The sequence below is a fragment of the Variovorax stachyos genome (assembly GCF_051400855.1).
In the GTDB taxonomy this organism is placed as follows: domain Bacteria; phylum Pseudomonadota; class Gammaproteobacteria; order Burkholderiales; family Burkholderiaceae_C; genus Variovorax.
Genome location: NZ_JBLFFN010000007.1, coordinates 334,880 through 349,817 on the forward strand (window position 1 = coordinate 334,880; position 14,938 = coordinate 349,817).

Below are 14,938 nucleotides of genomic sequence, written 5' to 3' on the forward strand. Positions count from 1 at the left end.
AGCCGCCTTAGGCGACCTTCTTGGCCTTCTCGAAGGCCTCGTCGATGCCGCCCACCATGTAGAAGGCCTGCTCCGGCAGGTGGTCGGCCTCGCCGTTCACGATCATCTTGAAGCCGCGGATGGTCTCGGCCAGGGGCACGTACTTGCCGGGCGAGCCGGTGAACACCTCGGCCACGTGGAAGGGCTGCGACAGGAAGCGCTGGATCTTCCGGGCGCGGGCCACGGCCAGCTTGTCGTCGGGCGCCAGTTCGTCCATGCCGAGGATGGCGATGATGTCGCGCAGTTCCTTGTAGCGCTGCAGCGTGCCCTGCACCGCGCGGGCCACGTTGTAGTGCTCTTCGCCGACCACGTGCGGGTCGAGCTGGCGCGAGGTCGAATCCAGCGGATCCACGGCGGGATAGATGCCCAGCGAGGCGATATCGCGCGACAGCACCACGGTGGAGTCCAGGTGGGCGAAGGTGGTTGCGGGCGACGGGTCGGTCAAGTCGTCAGCCGGCACGTACACGGCCTGGATCGAGGTGATCGATCCCACCTTGGTGGAGGTGATGCGCTCCTGCAGGCGGCCCATTTCCTCGGCCAGCGTCGGCTGGTAGCCCACGGCGGAAGGCATGCGGCCCAGCAGCGCCGACACTTCGGTACCGGCCAGCGTGTAGCGGTAGATGTTGTCGACGAAGAAGAGCACGTCGCGGCCTTCGTCGCGGAAGGACTCGGCGATGGTCAGGCCGGTCAGCGCCACGCGCAGGCGGTTGCCCGGAGGCTCGTTCATCTGGCCGTAGACCATGGCCACCTTCGAGTCGCCGAGGTTCTCGAGGTTGACCACGCCCGAGTCGGACATCTCGTGATAGAAGTCGTTGCCTTCGCGGGTGCGCTCACCCACGCCGGCGAACACCGACAGGCCCGAGTGGGCCTTGGCGATGTTGTTGATGAGCTCCATCATGTTCACGGTCTTGCCGACGCCGGCGCCGCCGAACAGGCCCACCTTGCCGCCCTTGGCGAAGGGGCAGACCAGGTCGATCACCTTGATGCCGGTTTCCAGCAGGTCGGTGGAGGGCGAGAGTTCGTCGTAGGCCGGTGCCTTGCGGTGAATCGAAGCGGTGACCTCCTGGCCGACGGGGCCGCGCTCGTCGATCGGACGACCGAGCACGTCCATGATGCGGCCGAGGGTCGCCTTGCCCACGGGCACGGTGATCGGGTTGCCGGTGTTGGTCACGACGAGGCCGCGGCGCAGGCCGTCGGACGAGCCGAGCGCAATGGTGCGCACCACGCCATCGCCGAGCTGCTGTTGCACTTCGAGGGTCAGCGTGCCGCCTTCGTATTGCAGGGCGTCGTACACCTTGGGCATCTGGTCCCGCGGGAATTCCACGTCGACCACGGCGCCGATACATTGAACGATCTTGCCTTGCGTTGTATTTGCTTGAGCCATCATCTGCTCCGATAAAAACTAAATCTGATTGAGGTCGAGCGACCCAAGGCCTTCAAACGCCTGCGGCCGCCGCAGCGCCCGAAACGATCTCCGACAGCTCTTTGGTGATGCCGGCCTGGCGGGTCTTGTTGTAGACCAGCTTGAGCTCGTCGATCACGTTGCCGGCGTTGTCGGTGGCTGACTTCATCGCGACCATGCGTGCCGACTGTTCCGACGCCATGTTCTCGGCCACGGCCTGGTACACCAGCGACTCCACGTAGCGCACCAGCAGTTCGTCGATCACGCTCTGCGCATCGGGCTCGTAGATGTAGTCCCACGAGTGCTGGCCCTTTTCCATCTTCAACGACTCGGCGGCCAGCGGCAGCAGCTGTTCGACCACCGACTCCTGGCGCATCGTGTTGATGAACTTGGTGTAGGAGAGGTAGACCGCGCTGAGCTTGCCTTCGGCGTAGGCGTCGAGCAGCACCTTGACCGGGCCGATCAGCTTGTCGAGGTGCGGCGTGTCGCCCAGTTGGGTGACATGCGAGACCACGCGGGCACCGATGCGGTTGAGGAAACCCAGGCCCTTGTTGCCGATGGCCACCGTCTCGACGGCGACGCCGGCGCCCTGCTGTTCGCGCAGCTTGGTCGTCACGGCGCGCAGCACGTTGGTGTTCATGCCGCCGCACAGGCCCTTGTCGGTGGTGACGACGATGAAGCCTGCGGCCTTCACATCGTTGACCTTCATGAAGGCGTGCGTGTACTCCGGGTTCGCCTGGCCGAGGTTGGCCGCGATGTTGCGGATCTTCTCGCTGTAGGGGCGGGCGGCGCGCATGCGGTCCTGCGCCTTGCGCATCTTCGACGCGGCCACCATTTCCATGGCCTTGGTGATCTTCTTGGTGTTCTCCACCGATTTGATCTTGCCGCGGATTTCCTTACCAGCTGCCATTTGTACCTCCGCCGAGCCGCCTCAAGGAGGTACGCGCCTCCTCGGGGGGCAGCGAGTGAATGCGAGCATGGGGGCTCATGGATTGACTCCTTGGGTCGATCAGGCGAACGACTTCTTGAACGCCGTGACGGCGGCCGTCAGCTCGGCCTCGGCATCCTTGTCGATCGCCTTGGCCTGCTCGATCTTGTCGAGCAGCGCGCCGTGGCTGGACTTGAGGAACTGGTGCAGGCCGTGCTCGAAGGGGAGCACCTGCTTGACATCCAGGTCGTCCATGAAGCCCTTGTTGACCGCGAACAGCGAGGCGCCCATCAGCGAGATGGGCAGCGGGCTGTACTGGGGCTGCTTCAGCAGTTCGGTCACGCGGGCACCGCGGTCCAGCTGCTTGCGGGTGGCTTCGTCCAGATCGGAGGCGAACTGCGCGAAGGCCGCGAGTTCGCGGTACTGCGCAAGGTCGGTACGGATGCCGCCCGACAGGCTCTTGATGACCTTGGTCTGCGCCGACGAACCCACGCGCGACACCGAGATACCGGCGTTGATGGCGGGGCGGATGCCAGCATTGAACAGGTTGGTTTCCAGGAAGATCTGGCCGTCGGTGATCGAGATCACATTGGTCGGCACGAAGGCGGACACGTCGCCGGCCTGCGTCTCGATGATCGGCAGCGCGGTCAGCGAACCGGTCTTGCCCTTCACTTCGCCCTTGGTGAAGGCTTCGACGTAGTCGGCGTTCACGCGGGCTGCGCGTTCGAGCAGGCGGCTGTGCAGGTAGAACACGTCGCCCGGGTAGGCTTCACGTCCTGGCGGGCGGCGCAGCAGCAGCGACACCTGGCGGTAGGCCACAGCCTGCTTGGACAGGTCGTCATAGACGATGAGCGCATCCTGCCCGCGATCGCGGAAGTACTCGCCCATCGTGCAGCCCGAATACGCGCTGACGTACTGCATGGCGGCGGATTCGGAAGCCGAGGCGGCCACGACGATGGTGTAGTCCATCGCACCGGCCTGCTCCAGCGCACGCACCACGTTCTTGATCGACGATGCCTTCTGGCCGATCGCGACGTAGACGCAGGTCATGTTCTGACCCTTCTGGTTGATGATCGCGTCGATCGCCACCGCGGTCTTGCCGGTCTGGCGGTCGCCGATGATCAGCTCGCGCTGACCGCGGCCGATCGGCACCATGGAGTCGATGGACTTGAGGCCGGTCTGCATCGGCTGGTCGACCGACTTTCGGGCGATCACGCCCGGGGCGACCTTCTCGATCACGTCGGTCATCTTGGCGTTGACCGGGCCCTTGCCGTCGATAGGCTGGCCCAGCGCGTTGACCACGCGGCCGATGAGCTCGGGGCCGACCGGCACTTCCAGGATGCGGCCCGTGCACTTGACGGTGTCGCCTTCGGAGATGTGCTCGTACTCGCCCAGAATCACGGCGCCGACCGAGTCGCGCTCGAGGTTCAGCGCCAGGCCGAAGGACGGCGTGCCGTCCGCGGAAGGCGGGAACTCGAGCATTTCGCCCTGCATCGCGTCCGAGAGGCCGTGCACACGCACGATGCCGTCGGTCACCGACACCACGGTGCCCTCGTTGCGGATGTTCGCGCTGACGCCAAGACCTTCGATGCGGCTCTTGATCAGCTCGGAAATTTCTGCGGGATTGAGTTGCATGACTCTTTCCTTCTTTCGTTAAGGGGGCTGGCGGCCTCAGGCTGCCAGCGCAACTTTCATTTGTTCGAGGCGCGCCTTGACGGAGGTGTCGAGCACCTCGTCACCCACCACCACGCGGATGCCGCCGATCAGGGACGGGTCTTGCTCGACGGCGATCTGCAGCTTGCGGCCGAAGCGCTTTTCGAGCGCGGCGGCCACGCCGTTGAGCGCGCCGGCATCGATCGGGAAGGCGCTGTACACCACCGCATCGGACGAGCCGCTCTGTGCATTCGCCAACGCCCGGAACTGCCTGGCGATCTCCGGCAGCGCGATGAAGCGGCCGTTCTCGAGCAGAGCCGTCAGGAAGTTGTTGGCAGCCGGGGGCAGTGCGGCACCGTAGGCGCCGGCAATCACGCCCAGCACCTGCTCGGGCGTGGCCTTGGGGTTGTCGGCGAACTGCTGCAGCTCGGGATTGGCGGCGATGGCCGCCACCCTCTCGAGCCATGCGCCGGTGCCGGCAAGGTCCGACGAAGACGCCTTGAACAGCGCTTCGGCGTAGGGGCGTGCAATGGTGGCGAGTTCAGCCATGGCGTCCGTTTCAGAGTTCGGTCTGCAGACGCGAAAGCAGATCGGCGTGCACGGCCGGATTCACTTCCTTGCGCAGGATCTGCTCGGCGCCCTTGACGGCCAGCACGGCCACCTGCTCGCGCAGCGCCTCGCGCGCCTTCACGGCCTGTTGCTCGGCTTCGGCGCGGGCGGCCGCGACGATCTTGTTGCCTTCTTCCGTGGCGCGGGCCTTGGCCTCTTCAACGATGGCCTGCGCACGACGTTCGGCATCGGCCAGGCGTTGCGCGGACTCGTTGCGCGCCTTGCCCAGCTCGACTTCCACCCGCTTGTCCGCCTCGGACAGCGCGACCTTGGCCTTGTCGGCCGCAGCCAGGCCTTCCGCGATCTTCTGGGCACGGTCATCCAGCGCCTTCGCGATCGGCGGCCACACGAACTTCATCGTGAACCCGACCAGGATCAGGAACACGATCATCTGGACGATCAGGGTACCGGTAATGCTCACTTTTCACCCTCTCTTTGAGATTGAAATCCAGCGTCGTTCTTCATGAAGCACGCGCGGTTTCGACGAGAAGCCTGCGCTCGATTACTTGGGCAGGTTGGCGATCTGCGAGAGGAAGGGGTTGGCGGTGGCGAACCACAGCGCGATACCGGTACCGATGATGAACGCGGCGTCGATCAGACCGGCCAGCAGGAACATCTTGGTCTGGAGTTCACCCATGAGCTCGGGCTGGCGGGCGGCCGACTCGAGGTACTTGCTGCCCATGATGCCGATGCCGATACAAGCGCCCACAGCGCCGAGACCGATGATCAGGCCGGCGGCCAGAGCGACAAAGCTAATAACTTCCATGATGACTCCTAAGGACTTTGGTTGAAGAGAAAAAGAAAAAACGGAAAACGGTGAGGACGCGAGGTCAGTGGTGATCGTGCGCCTGCCCGACGTACACGAGCGTGAGCATCATGAACACGAAGGCCTGCAGGATGATGATCAGGATGTGGAAGATGGCCCACGCGGTGCCCGCGACGATGTGGCCCAGCGCGAGAAAGATGCCGGTGGCCGAGAGCGACCAGGCGCCCCCCATCAAGGCGATGAGCAGGAAGATCAGCTCGCCCGCGTACATGTTGCCGAACAGACGCATGCCGTGGGAGACCGTCTTGGCGACGAACTCGATGATCTGCATCGCGAAATTGAAAGGATAGAGCGCCCAGTGGTTGCCGAAAGGCGCTGTGAAGAGCTCGTGCACCCAGCCGCCGGCGCCCTTGATCTTGATGTTGTAGTACAGGCAGATCAGCAGCACCGAGACGGACAGACCCATCGAGACCGAAAGGTCGGCCGTGGGAACGACGCGCAGGTAGGCGTGATGCGGGTCGCCGCCGACAGCGCCGAAGAGCTTGGCCCAGATGGCGGGCAGCAGATCGACCGGGAGCAGGTCCATGGCGTTGAGCAACACGATCCAGACGAAGACGGTGAGCGCGAGCGGCGCCACGAACTTGCGGCTCGTTGCGTTGTGCACGATGCCCTTGGCCTGCTGATCGACCATTTCGACCAGCATCTCGACGGCAGCCTGGAAGCGGCCCGGGACGCCCGAGGTCGCCTTGCGCGCAGCCAGCCAGAGCAGCCAGCAGCCGACGACGCCGAGCAGGATCGAGAAGAAGAGCGAGTCGAAATTGAATACGGAGAAATCGGCCACACCTGACGGTGTGCGGCTTTGAAGATGGGTCAAGTGGTGAACGATGTATTCACCAGCGGTCTGACCATGTTCCGCAGCGTTTTCAGCAGCCATCCGTTACTCGTCTTTAAATTTTCGGGCGTTTGGGAGCCAGCATCACCGCCACCCACGCCGCCTTCATTGTCACCACCAAGCCCACCAGCATCGCCGGCCAGCTCAGCGCCACTACCAGTCTCGGCGCGGCGAGCAACATCGCCACCGACAAGACCAGCTTGACCATTTCCCACAAGAAGAATCCGAGCACCGCGGTGCCCGCATTCAGCGAAGAAAACCTCCCGGTCAGTCCTCTTGCGAACACCGCGGAAGGAATGACCACCGCGAGCGCGCCGTATCCGGCGGACCACCCCAAATTCTGCCTCCCCGACAAGCCCCAGGCGGCCAATGCCACCAGCAGCCCCGCCGCGACCTGGACCGCGATCACGCGCCATGGCGAGATCAGCGGCTTTCGTTCGCGCAGCCGCTGGGCCTCCTCGGCAGTCAGCGGCTTGAAGTCGGCATCCGGGTCTTGCCCGTCCTTACGGACATCCACATCGCGGGCGATTGTTTTCATGTCGAATGAAGCCCGGATGACGACCCAGAATTTCTACAAAGCCGCTGATTATAAGTAGAAACCCACGGCCCTCTGCCAGCTTCCCGTCAGGTTCGGCAACACCCCTGCCGCCGCGCGGGCGCCCGGGTCCGCATTGGAAAGCACGGCGCCGCCCCCACCATAATTCCTCATGCACCCGATCGCCGAAGCCCTCCCCGATTCTCTTTGCTATCTCGATGGTGTCTACACGCCGCTGCGCGACGCGAAGATCAGCGTGCTCGACCGCGGCTTCATATTCGGCGATGGCGTCTACGAGGTGGTACCCGTCTACGGTGGCGTGCCCTTCTGCTTCGAGGAGCACATGGCACGACTGGACCGCTCGCTGGCCGAATTGCGCATCGCCAACCCGCTCACGCACGAAGGATGGCATGCGATCGCGACACGCCTGATCGACGGCAGCCCCACCGACCAGCGCGCGGCCGTGCAGGCCCTCTACATCCAGGTCACGCGCGGCGTCGCGCCGCGCGAGCATGCCATGCCCGAGGGACTGGCGCCTACCGTGTTCGTGATGCTGAACCCGATGAAGCCGGTCCCCGATGCGGTGCGCGCCAAGGGCGTGGCCTGCGTCAGCGCGCAGGACTTCCGCTGGCAAAAGGCGCACATCAAGAGCACCAGCCTGCTGGGCGCCGTGCTGGCGCGCCAGATCAGCGTGGAGGCAGGCGCGGCCGAGACCATCATGTTCCGCGGCGACTGGCTGAGCGAAGCCTCGTCGAGCAACGTCTGGATCGTGAAAGACGGCGCGGTCAGCGGACCGCCCAAGGACGAACTGGTGCTCGCGGGCATCCGCTACGGCCTGATCGAGCGCATCTGCGCCGACGCCGGCATCCCCTTCTCGCTGCGCCGCATCGCGCGCGACGAGGTCTTCGGCGCCGACGAGCTGCTGCTCTCCTCGGCCAGCAAGGAGGTGCTGCCGGTCGTCACGCTCGACGGCCAGCCCATCGGCACAGGGCACCCCGGGCCCGTCTTCCAGGCACTCGATGCCGGCTACCGGCGCGCCAAGCAACGCAGCGCGCAAGACCATGGAGCGACAGCATGACCATCACCCCTCCTGACACACCGAACGAGCCGCGCAACGAATCGCTGATCGAGTACCCGTCGAAGTTCCCGATCAAGGTGATGGGTGCCAAGGTCGATGGCTTCGTGCATGCCATCACGCAGATCGCCGAGCAGTTCGACCCGAGCTTCGATGCCGCCACGGTCGAGCTGCGCAACAGCAAGGCAGGCAACTACCTGGGCGTGACCATCACCGTGACCGCCACCAGCCGGGAACAGCTGGACGACATCTACCGCGCGCTGACCGCGCATCCGATGGTCAAGGTGGTGCTGTGACGCTGGAGGTCGACTGGCTGGGCCAGGTCGACTACGCCTCCACCTACGCGGCGATGCAGCGCCTCACGCAGGAACGCACGCCCGAATCGGGCGACCTGCTGTGGGTCTGCGAGCACGCGCCGGTCTACACGCAAGGCCTGGCCGGCAAGGCCGACCACGTGCTGAATCCGGGGGAGATCCCCGTGGTGCAGACCGACCGCGGCGGACAGGTGACCTACCACGGACCGGGGCAGGTCGTGGCCTATCCGCTGATCGACCTCAAGCGCGCGGGCTACTACGTCAAGGAATACGTCTATCGGATCGAGGAGTCGGTGATCCGCACGCTGATGCATTTCGGGGTGACCGGGCATCGGGTGCCGGGCGCGCCTGGGATCTATGTGCGCTTGGACGATCCGTTCTCGCATGCACGGCTGCAGCCCTCACCCGAGGATGACCCCGCGCCCTTCCACGGCCTCGGCAAGATCGCCGCCCTCGGCATCAAGATCACCCGCCACCGCAGCTACCACGGCGTCGCCCTCAACGTCGCGATGGACCTCGAACCCTTCTCCCGCATCAACCCTTGCGGCTATCCGGGCCTGAAAACCGTCGACCTTTCTACAATCGGCGTTCAAACAACCTGGGACGAAGCCGCGCAGGTGCTGGCCAGCAAGCTCGCCATCTACCTCGCGCCCTGAACCCCGCCCACGCACCCATGAGCACCCCCGAAGTCGTCCGCGACGCCCAAGGTCCCGCCACCTACAACCCGCTGGCCAAGCAGAAGGCCGCCGCCAAGCTCTCGCGCATTCCGGTGAAGGTGGTGCAGGGCGAGGTGCTCAAGAAGCCCGAGTGGATCCGCGTCAAGGCCGGCAGCCCCACCACGCGCTTCTACGAGATCAAGCAGATCCTGCGCGAGAGCAACCTGCACACGGTCTGCGAAGAGGCCTCGTGCCCCAATATCGGCGAGTGCTTCGGCAAGGGCACGGCCACCTTCATGATCATGGGCGACAAGTGCACGCGGCGCTGCCCCTTCTGCGATGTGGGCCACGGCCGTCCCGACCCGCTGGACAAGGACGAGCCGCTGAACCTCGCCAGGACCATCGCGAAGCTGCGCCTCAAGTACGTGGTGATCACCAGCGTGGACCGCGACGACCTGCGCGACGGCGGCAGCCAGCACTTCGTGGACTGCATCCGCAACATCCGCGAGCTCTCGCCGCAGACGCAGATCGAGATCCTGGTGCCCGACTTCCGCGGCCGGGACGACCGCGCGCTGGAAATCCTCAAGGCCGCGCCGCCGGACGTGATGAACCACAACCTCGAGACCGCCCCGCGCCTCTACAAGGAAGCGCGTCCCGGCAGCGACTACCAGTTCAGCCTGAACCTGCTGAAGAAGTTCAAGGCGCTGCATCCGTCCGTACCGACCAAGAGCGGCATCATGGTGGGACTGGGCGAGAGCGACGAGGAGATCCTGCAGGTCATGCGCGACATGCGCGCGCACGACATCGACATGCTGACCATCGGCCAGTACCTCGCGCCCAGCAGCAGCCACCTGCCGGTGCGCCGCTACGTGCATCCGGACACCTTCAAGATGTTCGAGGAAGAGGCCTACAAGATGGGCTTCAGCCACGCGGCGGTCGGCGCAATGGTGCGCAGCAGCTATCACGCCGACCAGCAGGCGCACGCGGCCGGGGTCTGACGGGAGTTCGCTGATGAGCGCGATCGACGCCGCGATGGCACGCGAGTTCGGCGTCATCGCCGAGCTGATCCGCCTGCATGCGCAGGAAGCACCGTCCCGATCCGCGCTCGTCGATGCCCGACGCACGCTGGACTACGGCATGCTCGATGCATTGATGGACCGCATCGCGGCGTCCCTGCAGCGTGACGGCCTGCGTCCGGGCGATGCGATCGCGATCTGCGCCGCATCGAGCACTGACTACGCGGCCTTGTTCCTCGGCGCGTTGCGCGCCGGCATCGCGGTCGCGCCGCTCGCGCCCGGCTCCACTCCCGCCAGCCTCGCAAGGATGATCGAGGACGCGCAGGCACGAATCCTCTTCATCGATGCCGCGGCGGCCCAGGTGATCGGCGCATCGGCGCGGGACGGCATCCCGCGCATCGCGCTCGACGCTTCCGAGGCCGGCCCGGCTTTCGAGGCATGGCTTGCGCCGGCCGGATCGCAGCCCATCGCCGTCAAGCCGCAGCCCTCGTGGCCCTTCAACATCATCTATTCCTCCGGCACCACCGGCGAGCCCAAGGGCATCGTGCAGGGCCACGGCATGCGCTGGGCGCATGTGCAGCGCGGCGCGAAGTACGGCTACGGGCCGGACACCGTGACGCTGCTTTCCACGCCGCTCTACTCCAACACCACGCTGGTGGTCTTCTTCCCGACCCTGGCCCACGGCGGCTGCGTGGTGCTGATGCCGAAGTTCGATGCCGCCGGCTACCTGAAGCTCGCCGAGCAGCACCGCGTGACGCACACGATGCTGGTGCCGGTGCAGTACCAGCGCCTCATGGCGCATCCGGATTTCGACGCCTGCGACCTCTCCAGCTTCCGCTTCAAGTTCAGCACCAGCGCTCCGTTCGGCGCGGCGCTCAAGGCGGACGTGCTCAAGCGCTGGCCCGGCGGCCTGGTCGAGTTCTACGGCATGACCGAGGGCGGCGGCACCTGCATCCTGGAAGCGCACCTGCATCCCGGCAAGCTGCACACCGTCGGCCAGCCGGCCGAAGGCAGCGACATCCGCCTGATCGACGAATCCGGTCGCGAGGTCGCGCGTGGCGAGGCGGGCGAGGTGGTGGGCCATTCGGCCGGCATGATGGTCGGCTATCACCGCCAGCCCGAGAAGACGCGCGAGGCCGAGTGGTTCGACCCGGCGGGCAAGCGCTTCATCCGCACCGGCGACATCGGCCGCTTCGACGAGGACGGCTTCCTCGTCCTCTTCGATCGCAAGAAGGACATGATCATCAGCGGCGGCTTCAACATCTACCCGAGCGACCTCGAAGCCGTGCTTCGCGGCCACGCGGCAGTGGCCGAGGCCGCGGTGGTGGGCGTGCCCTCCGAGCAATGGGGCGAGACGCCGGTGGCCTTCGTGGTGCGCCGTGCCGGCGACGACACGCCGGCCGAGACCTTGCTGCAATGGGCCAACGCCCAGCTCGGCAAGACCCAGCGGCTCGCGCGCCTGCACCTCATCGACGAGCTCCCGCGCAGCGCGATCGGCAAGGTGCTCAAGCGCGAGCTGCGTGAGCGCGACGCAGGCTGAGGCTGAGGCCGGCACCGGCACCGGCACCGGCACGGCCGAGCATGGCGGCGGCCACGGCCTTTTGTGGTTGCTGCTGGCGGTGGCGGTGGCCTTCGCCCTGCTTCGCCCGCGCGCACCGCTGGACTACCTGAAGCTCGTCGACTGGCAGACGCTGGGCGCCCTGGCCGGCCTGCTCGCCATCACCCAGGGCGTCGAGCGCAGCGGCATGCTGCAGTCCGTCGCGTCGCGCCTGCTCGCGCGCACCACCGAACTGCGCCACCTGGTCTTCTTCCTCGTCGCGACCGCCGCAGGGCTCTCTGCGCTGGTCACCAACGACGTGAGCCTGTTCCTGCTGGTGCCGCTCACCCGCGTGCTGGCGGCGCAGGCCCACCTGCCGCTGGCGCGGCTGGTGGTACTGGAGGCGCTGGCCGTCAACGCAGGCTCTGCCCTCACGCCGATCGGCAATCCCCAGAACCTGTACCTCTGGCACCGCTCGGGCGAGAGCTTCCTCGGCTTCATGGGCATGATGGCGCCGACCGTGGCCGTGATGCTGTTCTGGCTCTTCGCCGCGGTGCGCTTCCTGGTGCCGCGCGTGGAGATCCAGCTCAAGCCCGCGAGCGATACCGAGCCGGTGCAGCCGCGCTTGCTGGCGCTGTCGGGCCTTCTCTTCATTGCCTTCGTGATCGCGCTCGAGCAGCGCTGGCTGGCGGCCGGGCTCGGCCTCGTGTTCGGCGCCTTCCTGCTGCTGCGCCCGCGCGTGCTGCTGGGCATCGACTGGGCGCTGCTCGCAATCATCGCGCTGATGTTCGTGGACCTGCGCCAGCTGGCCGAGCTGCCGACGGTGGCCGCGCTGCTGCAGCCATGGCCGATCGGCGATGGCTGGCGCGCCTACCTGGCTGCCATCGGCATCTCGCAGTTCATCAGCAATGTGCCGGCCACCATCCTGCTCGACCGCTACGTGCACGACCTGCCCGCGCTCGCCGCCGGGGTCAGCGTGGGCGGCTTCGGGTGCGTGCTGGGTTCGCTGGCCAACCTGATCGCGCTGCGGCTGGCGAAGGTGCCGCACGGGCTGCGCGAATTCCACCGCATCAGCATCCCCTTCCTGCTGGTGTGCGCGGCCTCGGCCCTGCTCCTCAGGCTTTAGCTTCTACCCGACACGCCGGCCATCGCCTTCGGATCGACCAGCCGGTCGTAGTCCGCGGCACTCAGGAAGCCCAGCGCGACGGCCGCGTCCCGTGGGCTCGTGTTGCGCTCCAGGGCAGCCTTCGTGATCTGCGCGACCCGGTCGTAGCCCAGCACGGGATTGAGCGCGGTCGCCAGCAGCAGCGCGTTGTCGACCTGCGCCGCAAGTCGCTGCCGGTCGACCTCGATGTCCTTCACCATCCGCTCTGCGAACACGCGCGCGCTGTCTGCCAGCACGCGGATCGACTGCAGCAGGTTGTGGATCAGCACCGGCTTCGCGACGTTGAGCTCGAAGTTGCCTGACGCGCCTGCCATGGTGATGGTGACGTGATTGCCCATCACCTGCAGGCTCGCCTGCACCACCACTTCGGCAATGGTCGGATTGCGCTTGCCCGGCATGATCGAGCTGGTCAGGCCTTCGTCGGGGATCACCAGCTCGCCCAGCCCGCACCGCGGCCCGGAGCCGAGCAGGCGGATGTCGTTGGCGATCTTGACCAGCGAGGTGGCCACCACGTTGAGCGCGCCCGAGACCTCGACCAGCGTGTCGTGCGCCCCCATGCCTTCGAACTTGCTCGGATTGGGCGCGAAGGCCGTGCCGGTCAGCGCGCTCAGCTCTTCGCAGAAGGCGGCATCGAAGCCCGGCGGTGCATTCAGCCCGGTGCCGGCCGCGGTGCCGCCCTGCGGCAGCAGGCACAGGCGCGGCAGCGTGCCGTCGACACGGTCGATGCCGCGGCCGATCTGACGCGCGAAGGCATCGAAGGCCTGGCCCATGGTCATCGGCACTGCATCCATCAGGTGCGTGCGCGCGATCTTCAGCACCCCGGCGAAGGCGGCGGCTCGCTCCTCCAGCCGCTGGCGCAGCAGCATCAGCGCAGGTCGCAGGCGCCGAGCAATTTCCTGTTGCGCCGCGAGGTGCATCACGGTCGGGAAGCTGTCGTTGGACGATTGCGAGGCGTTGACGTGATCGTTGGGGTGCACCGGCGCGCGCGTGCCCAGCGGCTGGCCCAGCAGCTCGTTCGCGCGGTTCGCGATCACCTCGTTCGCATTCATGTTGGTCTGCGTGCCCGAGCCCGTCTGCCACACGCTGAGCGGGAAGTGATCGTCGAAGCGGCCGGCGCGCAGCTCTTCGGCGGCTGCGACGATCTTCTGCGCCAGCGCGGCATCGAGCCTGCCGCAGCGCAGGTTGGCGCGGGCGGCCGCCAGCTTCTGCAAGCCGAAGGCGCGGATCAGGCAGGCGGGGAAGCGCTCCTCGCCGATCTCGAAGACGCCCAGCGCGCGCTGGGTCTGTGCGCCCCAGTACCGATCGGCCGGGATCTCGACCGGCCCGAAGGCATCGCGCTCCACGCGCATCGCGGTCATGGCCCTCACTCCAGCGAGATGTGGGTCTTGGCGGCGACCGCTTTCCAGCGCGCGACTTCCGCCTCTGTGTGCTTGCCCAGTGCGGCGCCGGTGTACTGCTCGGTCGGCAGCATCTGGATTGCCTGGCTCGCCATCTTGTCGGTAAAGGCCTTGTCCATCATGGCCTTCAGGTAGGCCTGCTGGACCTTGTCGAGTGCCGCCTTGGGCGTTCCCTTGGGCGCGTAGATGCCGTACCAGGTCGAGGCCTCGAAGCCGGGCAGCACGGTCTCGGCCAGCGTCGGCACGTCCTTCAGTTGCGGCAGGCGCACCTTGGAGGTGACGGCCAGCGCCCGCACCTTGGACTCGGTGATCTGCGGCAGCGCAGTGTTGGTCTGGTCGAAGATGCCGTCGACCCGGCCGCCGATCACGTCCACCAAGGCCGGGCCCGCGCCCTTGTACGGCACCAGCGTCACCTTGATGTTCGCGGCGCTCGCGACCAGCGCGGCGATCAGGTGCGAGCTGGACCCCACGCCGGCGTTGCTGATGAAGAGCTTGTCGGGGTTCTTCTTGCCGAAGTCGATCAGCCCCTGGATGTCCTTCGCCGGGTGCTCCTTGCGCACCATCAGCACCAGCGGCGTATCGGGGAAGCGGAAGACGGGCTCGAAGTCCTTCACCGGGTCGTAGCTGAGCTTCTTGTAGAGGGCCGGCGCCGCGCCCATGTAGCCCATGTGGCCGACCAGCATGGTGTAGCCGTCGGGCGTCGCGCGCGCGGCCTTGGCTGCACCGATGGTGCCGCCCGCTCCGGCCGAGTTGTCGATCACGATCGGCTGGCCAAGCTCGCGTGCCACGCGCTCGGCGATGCTGCGCGCGAGCGCATCGGTAGGGCCGCCCGCGGCGAAGGGCACGATCCACGTGACCGGCTTGGTCGGGTAGGTCTGGGCCTGCGCGGTACCGACGGCGGCGACGGCCGCCAATGCGCACAGAGCGGTCTTGATGAAACGCATGCTCATGTCT

The 14,938-nt window shown here is 66.5% G+C and carries 16 protein-coding genes; 6 read left to right on the top strand and 10 right to left on the bottom strand.

Going from position 1 to position 14,938, the window contains the following annotated elements; all coding sequences use genetic code 11:
• Positions 1 to 7: 7 nt before the first annotated feature.
• The 8 genes from atpD to ACMGEZ_RS15980 form a co-directional block, all read right to left on the bottom strand.
• The gene (atpD, locus tag ACMGEZ_RS15945) at positions 8 to 1,423 is read right to left on the bottom strand and encodes a F0F1 ATP synthase subunit beta (RefSeq protein WP_436823240.1); all 1,416 of its coding nucleotides are present in this window, start codon (positions 1,421 to 1,423) and stop codon (positions 8 to 10) included.
• Between the two features lie 52 nt (positions 1,424 to 1,475).
• Positions 1,476 to 2,351 carry a F0F1 ATP synthase subunit gamma gene (gene atpG / locus ACMGEZ_RS15950; protein ID WP_436823241.1) on the bottom strand — a complete coding sequence of 292 codons (876 nt, stop codon included), beginning with the start codon at positions 2,349 to 2,351 and terminating at the stop codon, positions 1,476 to 1,478.
• 99 nt (positions 2,352 to 2,450) lie between these two features.
• A complete protein-coding gene (gene atpA, locus ACMGEZ_RS15955) occupies positions 2,451 to 4,004 on the bottom strand; it encodes a F0F1 ATP synthase subunit alpha (protein ID WP_436823242.1) in 1,554 nt (517 codons plus the stop codon).
• 36 nt (positions 4,005 to 4,040) lie between these two features.
• Entirely contained in the window at positions 4,041 to 4,571 is a 531-nt protein-coding gene (locus ACMGEZ_RS15960; RefSeq protein ID WP_436823243.1) for a F0F1 ATP synthase subunit delta, read from the bottom strand.
• 10 nt (positions 4,572 to 4,581) lie between these two features.
• Positions 4,582 to 5,052 carry a F0F1 ATP synthase subunit B gene (locus ACMGEZ_RS15965; protein WP_068674811.1) on the bottom strand — a complete coding sequence of 157 codons (471 nt, stop codon included), beginning with the start codon at positions 5,050 to 5,052 and terminating at the stop codon, positions 4,582 to 4,584.
• 81 nt (positions 5,053 to 5,133) lie between these two features.
• Positions 5,134 to 5,397, bottom strand: coding sequence for a F0F1 ATP synthase subunit C (gene atpE, locus ACMGEZ_RS15970; RefSeq protein ID WP_019657641.1), 264 nt, complete (start codon positions 5,395 to 5,397; stop codon positions 5,134 to 5,136).
• A 64-nt stretch (positions 5,398 to 5,461) separates the two neighbouring features.
• Positions 5,462 to 6,331, bottom strand: a complete 870-nt coding sequence (gene atpB, locus ACMGEZ_RS15975; RefSeq protein ID WP_436823244.1) for a F0F1 ATP synthase subunit A — start codon at positions 6,329 to 6,331, stop codon at positions 5,462 to 5,464.
• 13 nt (positions 6,332 to 6,344) lie between these two features.
• Positions 6,345 to 6,827 (bottom strand): ATP synthase subunit I, encoded by a 483-nt coding sequence (locus ACMGEZ_RS15980; protein WP_436823245.1) that lies wholly within the window; start codon positions 6,825 to 6,827, stop codon positions 6,345 to 6,347.
• A gap of 169 nt (positions 6,828 to 6,996) precedes the next feature.
• Here ACMGEZ_RS15980 and ACMGEZ_RS15985 point away from each other — a divergent pair, with 169 nt between their 5' ends.
• From ACMGEZ_RS15985 to ACMGEZ_RS16010, 6 genes are read left to right on the top strand one after another with little or no spacing between them, the layout of a single operon-like run.
• Entirely contained in the window at positions 6,997 to 7,902 is a 906-nt protein-coding gene (locus tag ACMGEZ_RS15985; RefSeq protein WP_436823246.1) for a D-amino acid aminotransferase, read from the top strand.
• Positions 7,899 to 8,195, top strand: a complete 297-nt coding sequence (locus tag ACMGEZ_RS15990; RefSeq protein ID WP_436823247.1) for a YbeD family protein — start codon at positions 7,899 to 7,901, stop codon at positions 8,193 to 8,195. The genes ACMGEZ_RS15985 and ACMGEZ_RS15990 overlap by 4 nt, the downstream gene beginning before the upstream one ends.
• Positions 8,192 to 8,869, top strand: coding sequence for a lipoyl(octanoyl) transferase LipB (gene lipB / locus ACMGEZ_RS15995; RefSeq protein ID WP_436823248.1), 678 nt, complete (start codon positions 8,192 to 8,194; stop codon positions 8,867 to 8,869). Before ACMGEZ_RS15990 ends, lipB begins: the two co-directional genes overlap by 4 nt.
• 17 nt (positions 8,870 to 8,886) lie before the next feature.
• On the top strand, positions 8,887 to 9,867 hold the full coding sequence (gene lipA, locus ACMGEZ_RS16000; protein WP_436823249.1) for a lipoyl synthase: 981 nt from the start codon (positions 8,887 to 8,889) through the stop codon (positions 9,865 to 9,867).
• A gap of 34 nt (positions 9,868 to 9,901) precedes the next feature.
• Positions 9,902 to 11,425 carry a class I adenylate-forming enzyme family protein gene (locus tag ACMGEZ_RS16005; protein ID WP_436823292.1) on the top strand — a complete coding sequence of 508 codons (1,524 nt, stop codon included), beginning with the start codon at positions 9,902 to 9,904 and terminating at the stop codon, positions 11,423 to 11,425.
• Positions 11,406 to 12,548: an SLC13 family permease gene (locus ACMGEZ_RS16010; protein WP_436823250.1), complete on the top strand. Its 1,143-nt coding sequence runs from the start codon at positions 11,406 to 11,408 to the stop codon at positions 12,546 to 12,548. Before ACMGEZ_RS16005 ends, ACMGEZ_RS16010 begins: the two co-directional genes overlap by 20 nt.
• Here the strand turns inward: ACMGEZ_RS16010 and ACMGEZ_RS16015 are convergent.
• Both ACMGEZ_RS16015 and ACMGEZ_RS16020 read right to left on the bottom strand, forming a co-directional pair.
• Positions 12,545 to 13,945, bottom strand: a complete 1,401-nt coding sequence (locus ACMGEZ_RS16015) for a class II fumarate hydratase (protein WP_436823251.1) — start codon at positions 13,943 to 13,945, stop codon at positions 12,545 to 12,547. The two genes, ACMGEZ_RS16010 and ACMGEZ_RS16015, sit on opposite strands and share 4 nt — an antisense overlap.
• Positions 13,946 to 13,950: 5 nt before the next feature.
• A complete protein-coding gene (locus ACMGEZ_RS16020) occupies positions 13,951 to 14,928 on the bottom strand; it encodes a tripartite tricarboxylate transporter substrate binding protein BugD (protein ID WP_436823252.1) in 978 nt (325 codons plus the stop codon).
• Positions 14,929 to 14,938 lie beyond the last annotated feature (10 nt).

Excerpts from the sequence above, each read along its gene's own strand:
- atpD (WP_436823240.1), bottom strand. The coding sequence starts at position 1,423 with ATGGCTCAAGCAAATACAACGCAAGGCAAGATCGTTCAATGTATCGGC.
- ACMGEZ_RS16020 (WP_436823252.1), bottom strand. The coding sequence starts at position 14,928 with ATGCGTTTCATCAAGACCGCTCTGTGCGCATTGGCGGCCGTCGCCGCC.
- atpE (WP_019657641.1), bottom strand. The coding sequence starts at position 5,397 with ATGGAAGTTATTAGCTTTGTCGCTCTGGCCGCCGGCCTGATCATCGGT.
- ACMGEZ_RS15985 (WP_436823246.1), top strand. The coding sequence starts at position 6,997 with ATGCACCCGATCGCCGAAGCCCTCCCCGATTCTCTTTGCTATCTCGAT.
- atpA (WP_436823242.1), bottom strand. The coding sequence starts at position 4,004 with ATGCAACTCAATCCCGCAGAAATTTCCGAGCTGATCAAGAGCCGCATC.
- lipA (WP_436823249.1), top strand. The coding sequence starts at position 8,887 with ATGAGCACCCCCGAAGTCGTCCGCGACGCCCAAGGTCCCGCCACCTAC.
- ACMGEZ_RS16005 (WP_436823292.1), top strand. The coding sequence starts at position 9,902 with ATGGCACGCGAGTTCGGCGTCATCGCCGAGCTGATCCGCCTGCATGCG.
- atpB (WP_436823244.1), bottom strand. The coding sequence starts at position 6,331 with ATGGCTGCTGAAAACGCTGCGGAACATGGTCAGACCGCTGGTGAATAC.
- ACMGEZ_RS15980 (WP_436823245.1), bottom strand. The coding sequence starts at position 6,827 with ATGAAAACAATCGCCCGCGATGTGGATGTCCGTAAGGACGGGCAAGAC.
- ACMGEZ_RS16015 (WP_436823251.1), bottom strand. The coding sequence starts at position 13,945 with ATGACCGCGATGCGCGTGGAGCGCGATGCCTTCGGGCCGGTCGAGATC.
- atpG (WP_436823241.1), bottom strand. The coding sequence starts at position 2,351 with ATGGCAGCTGGTAAGGAAATCCGCGGCAAGATCAAATCGGTGGAGAAC.
- ACMGEZ_RS15960 (WP_436823243.1), bottom strand. The coding sequence starts at position 4,571 with ATGGCTGAACTCGCCACCATTGCACGCCCCTACGCCGAAGCGCTGTTC.
- ACMGEZ_RS15990 (WP_436823247.1), top strand. The coding sequence starts at position 7,899 with ATGACCATCACCCCTCCTGACACACCGAACGAGCCGCGCAACGAATCG.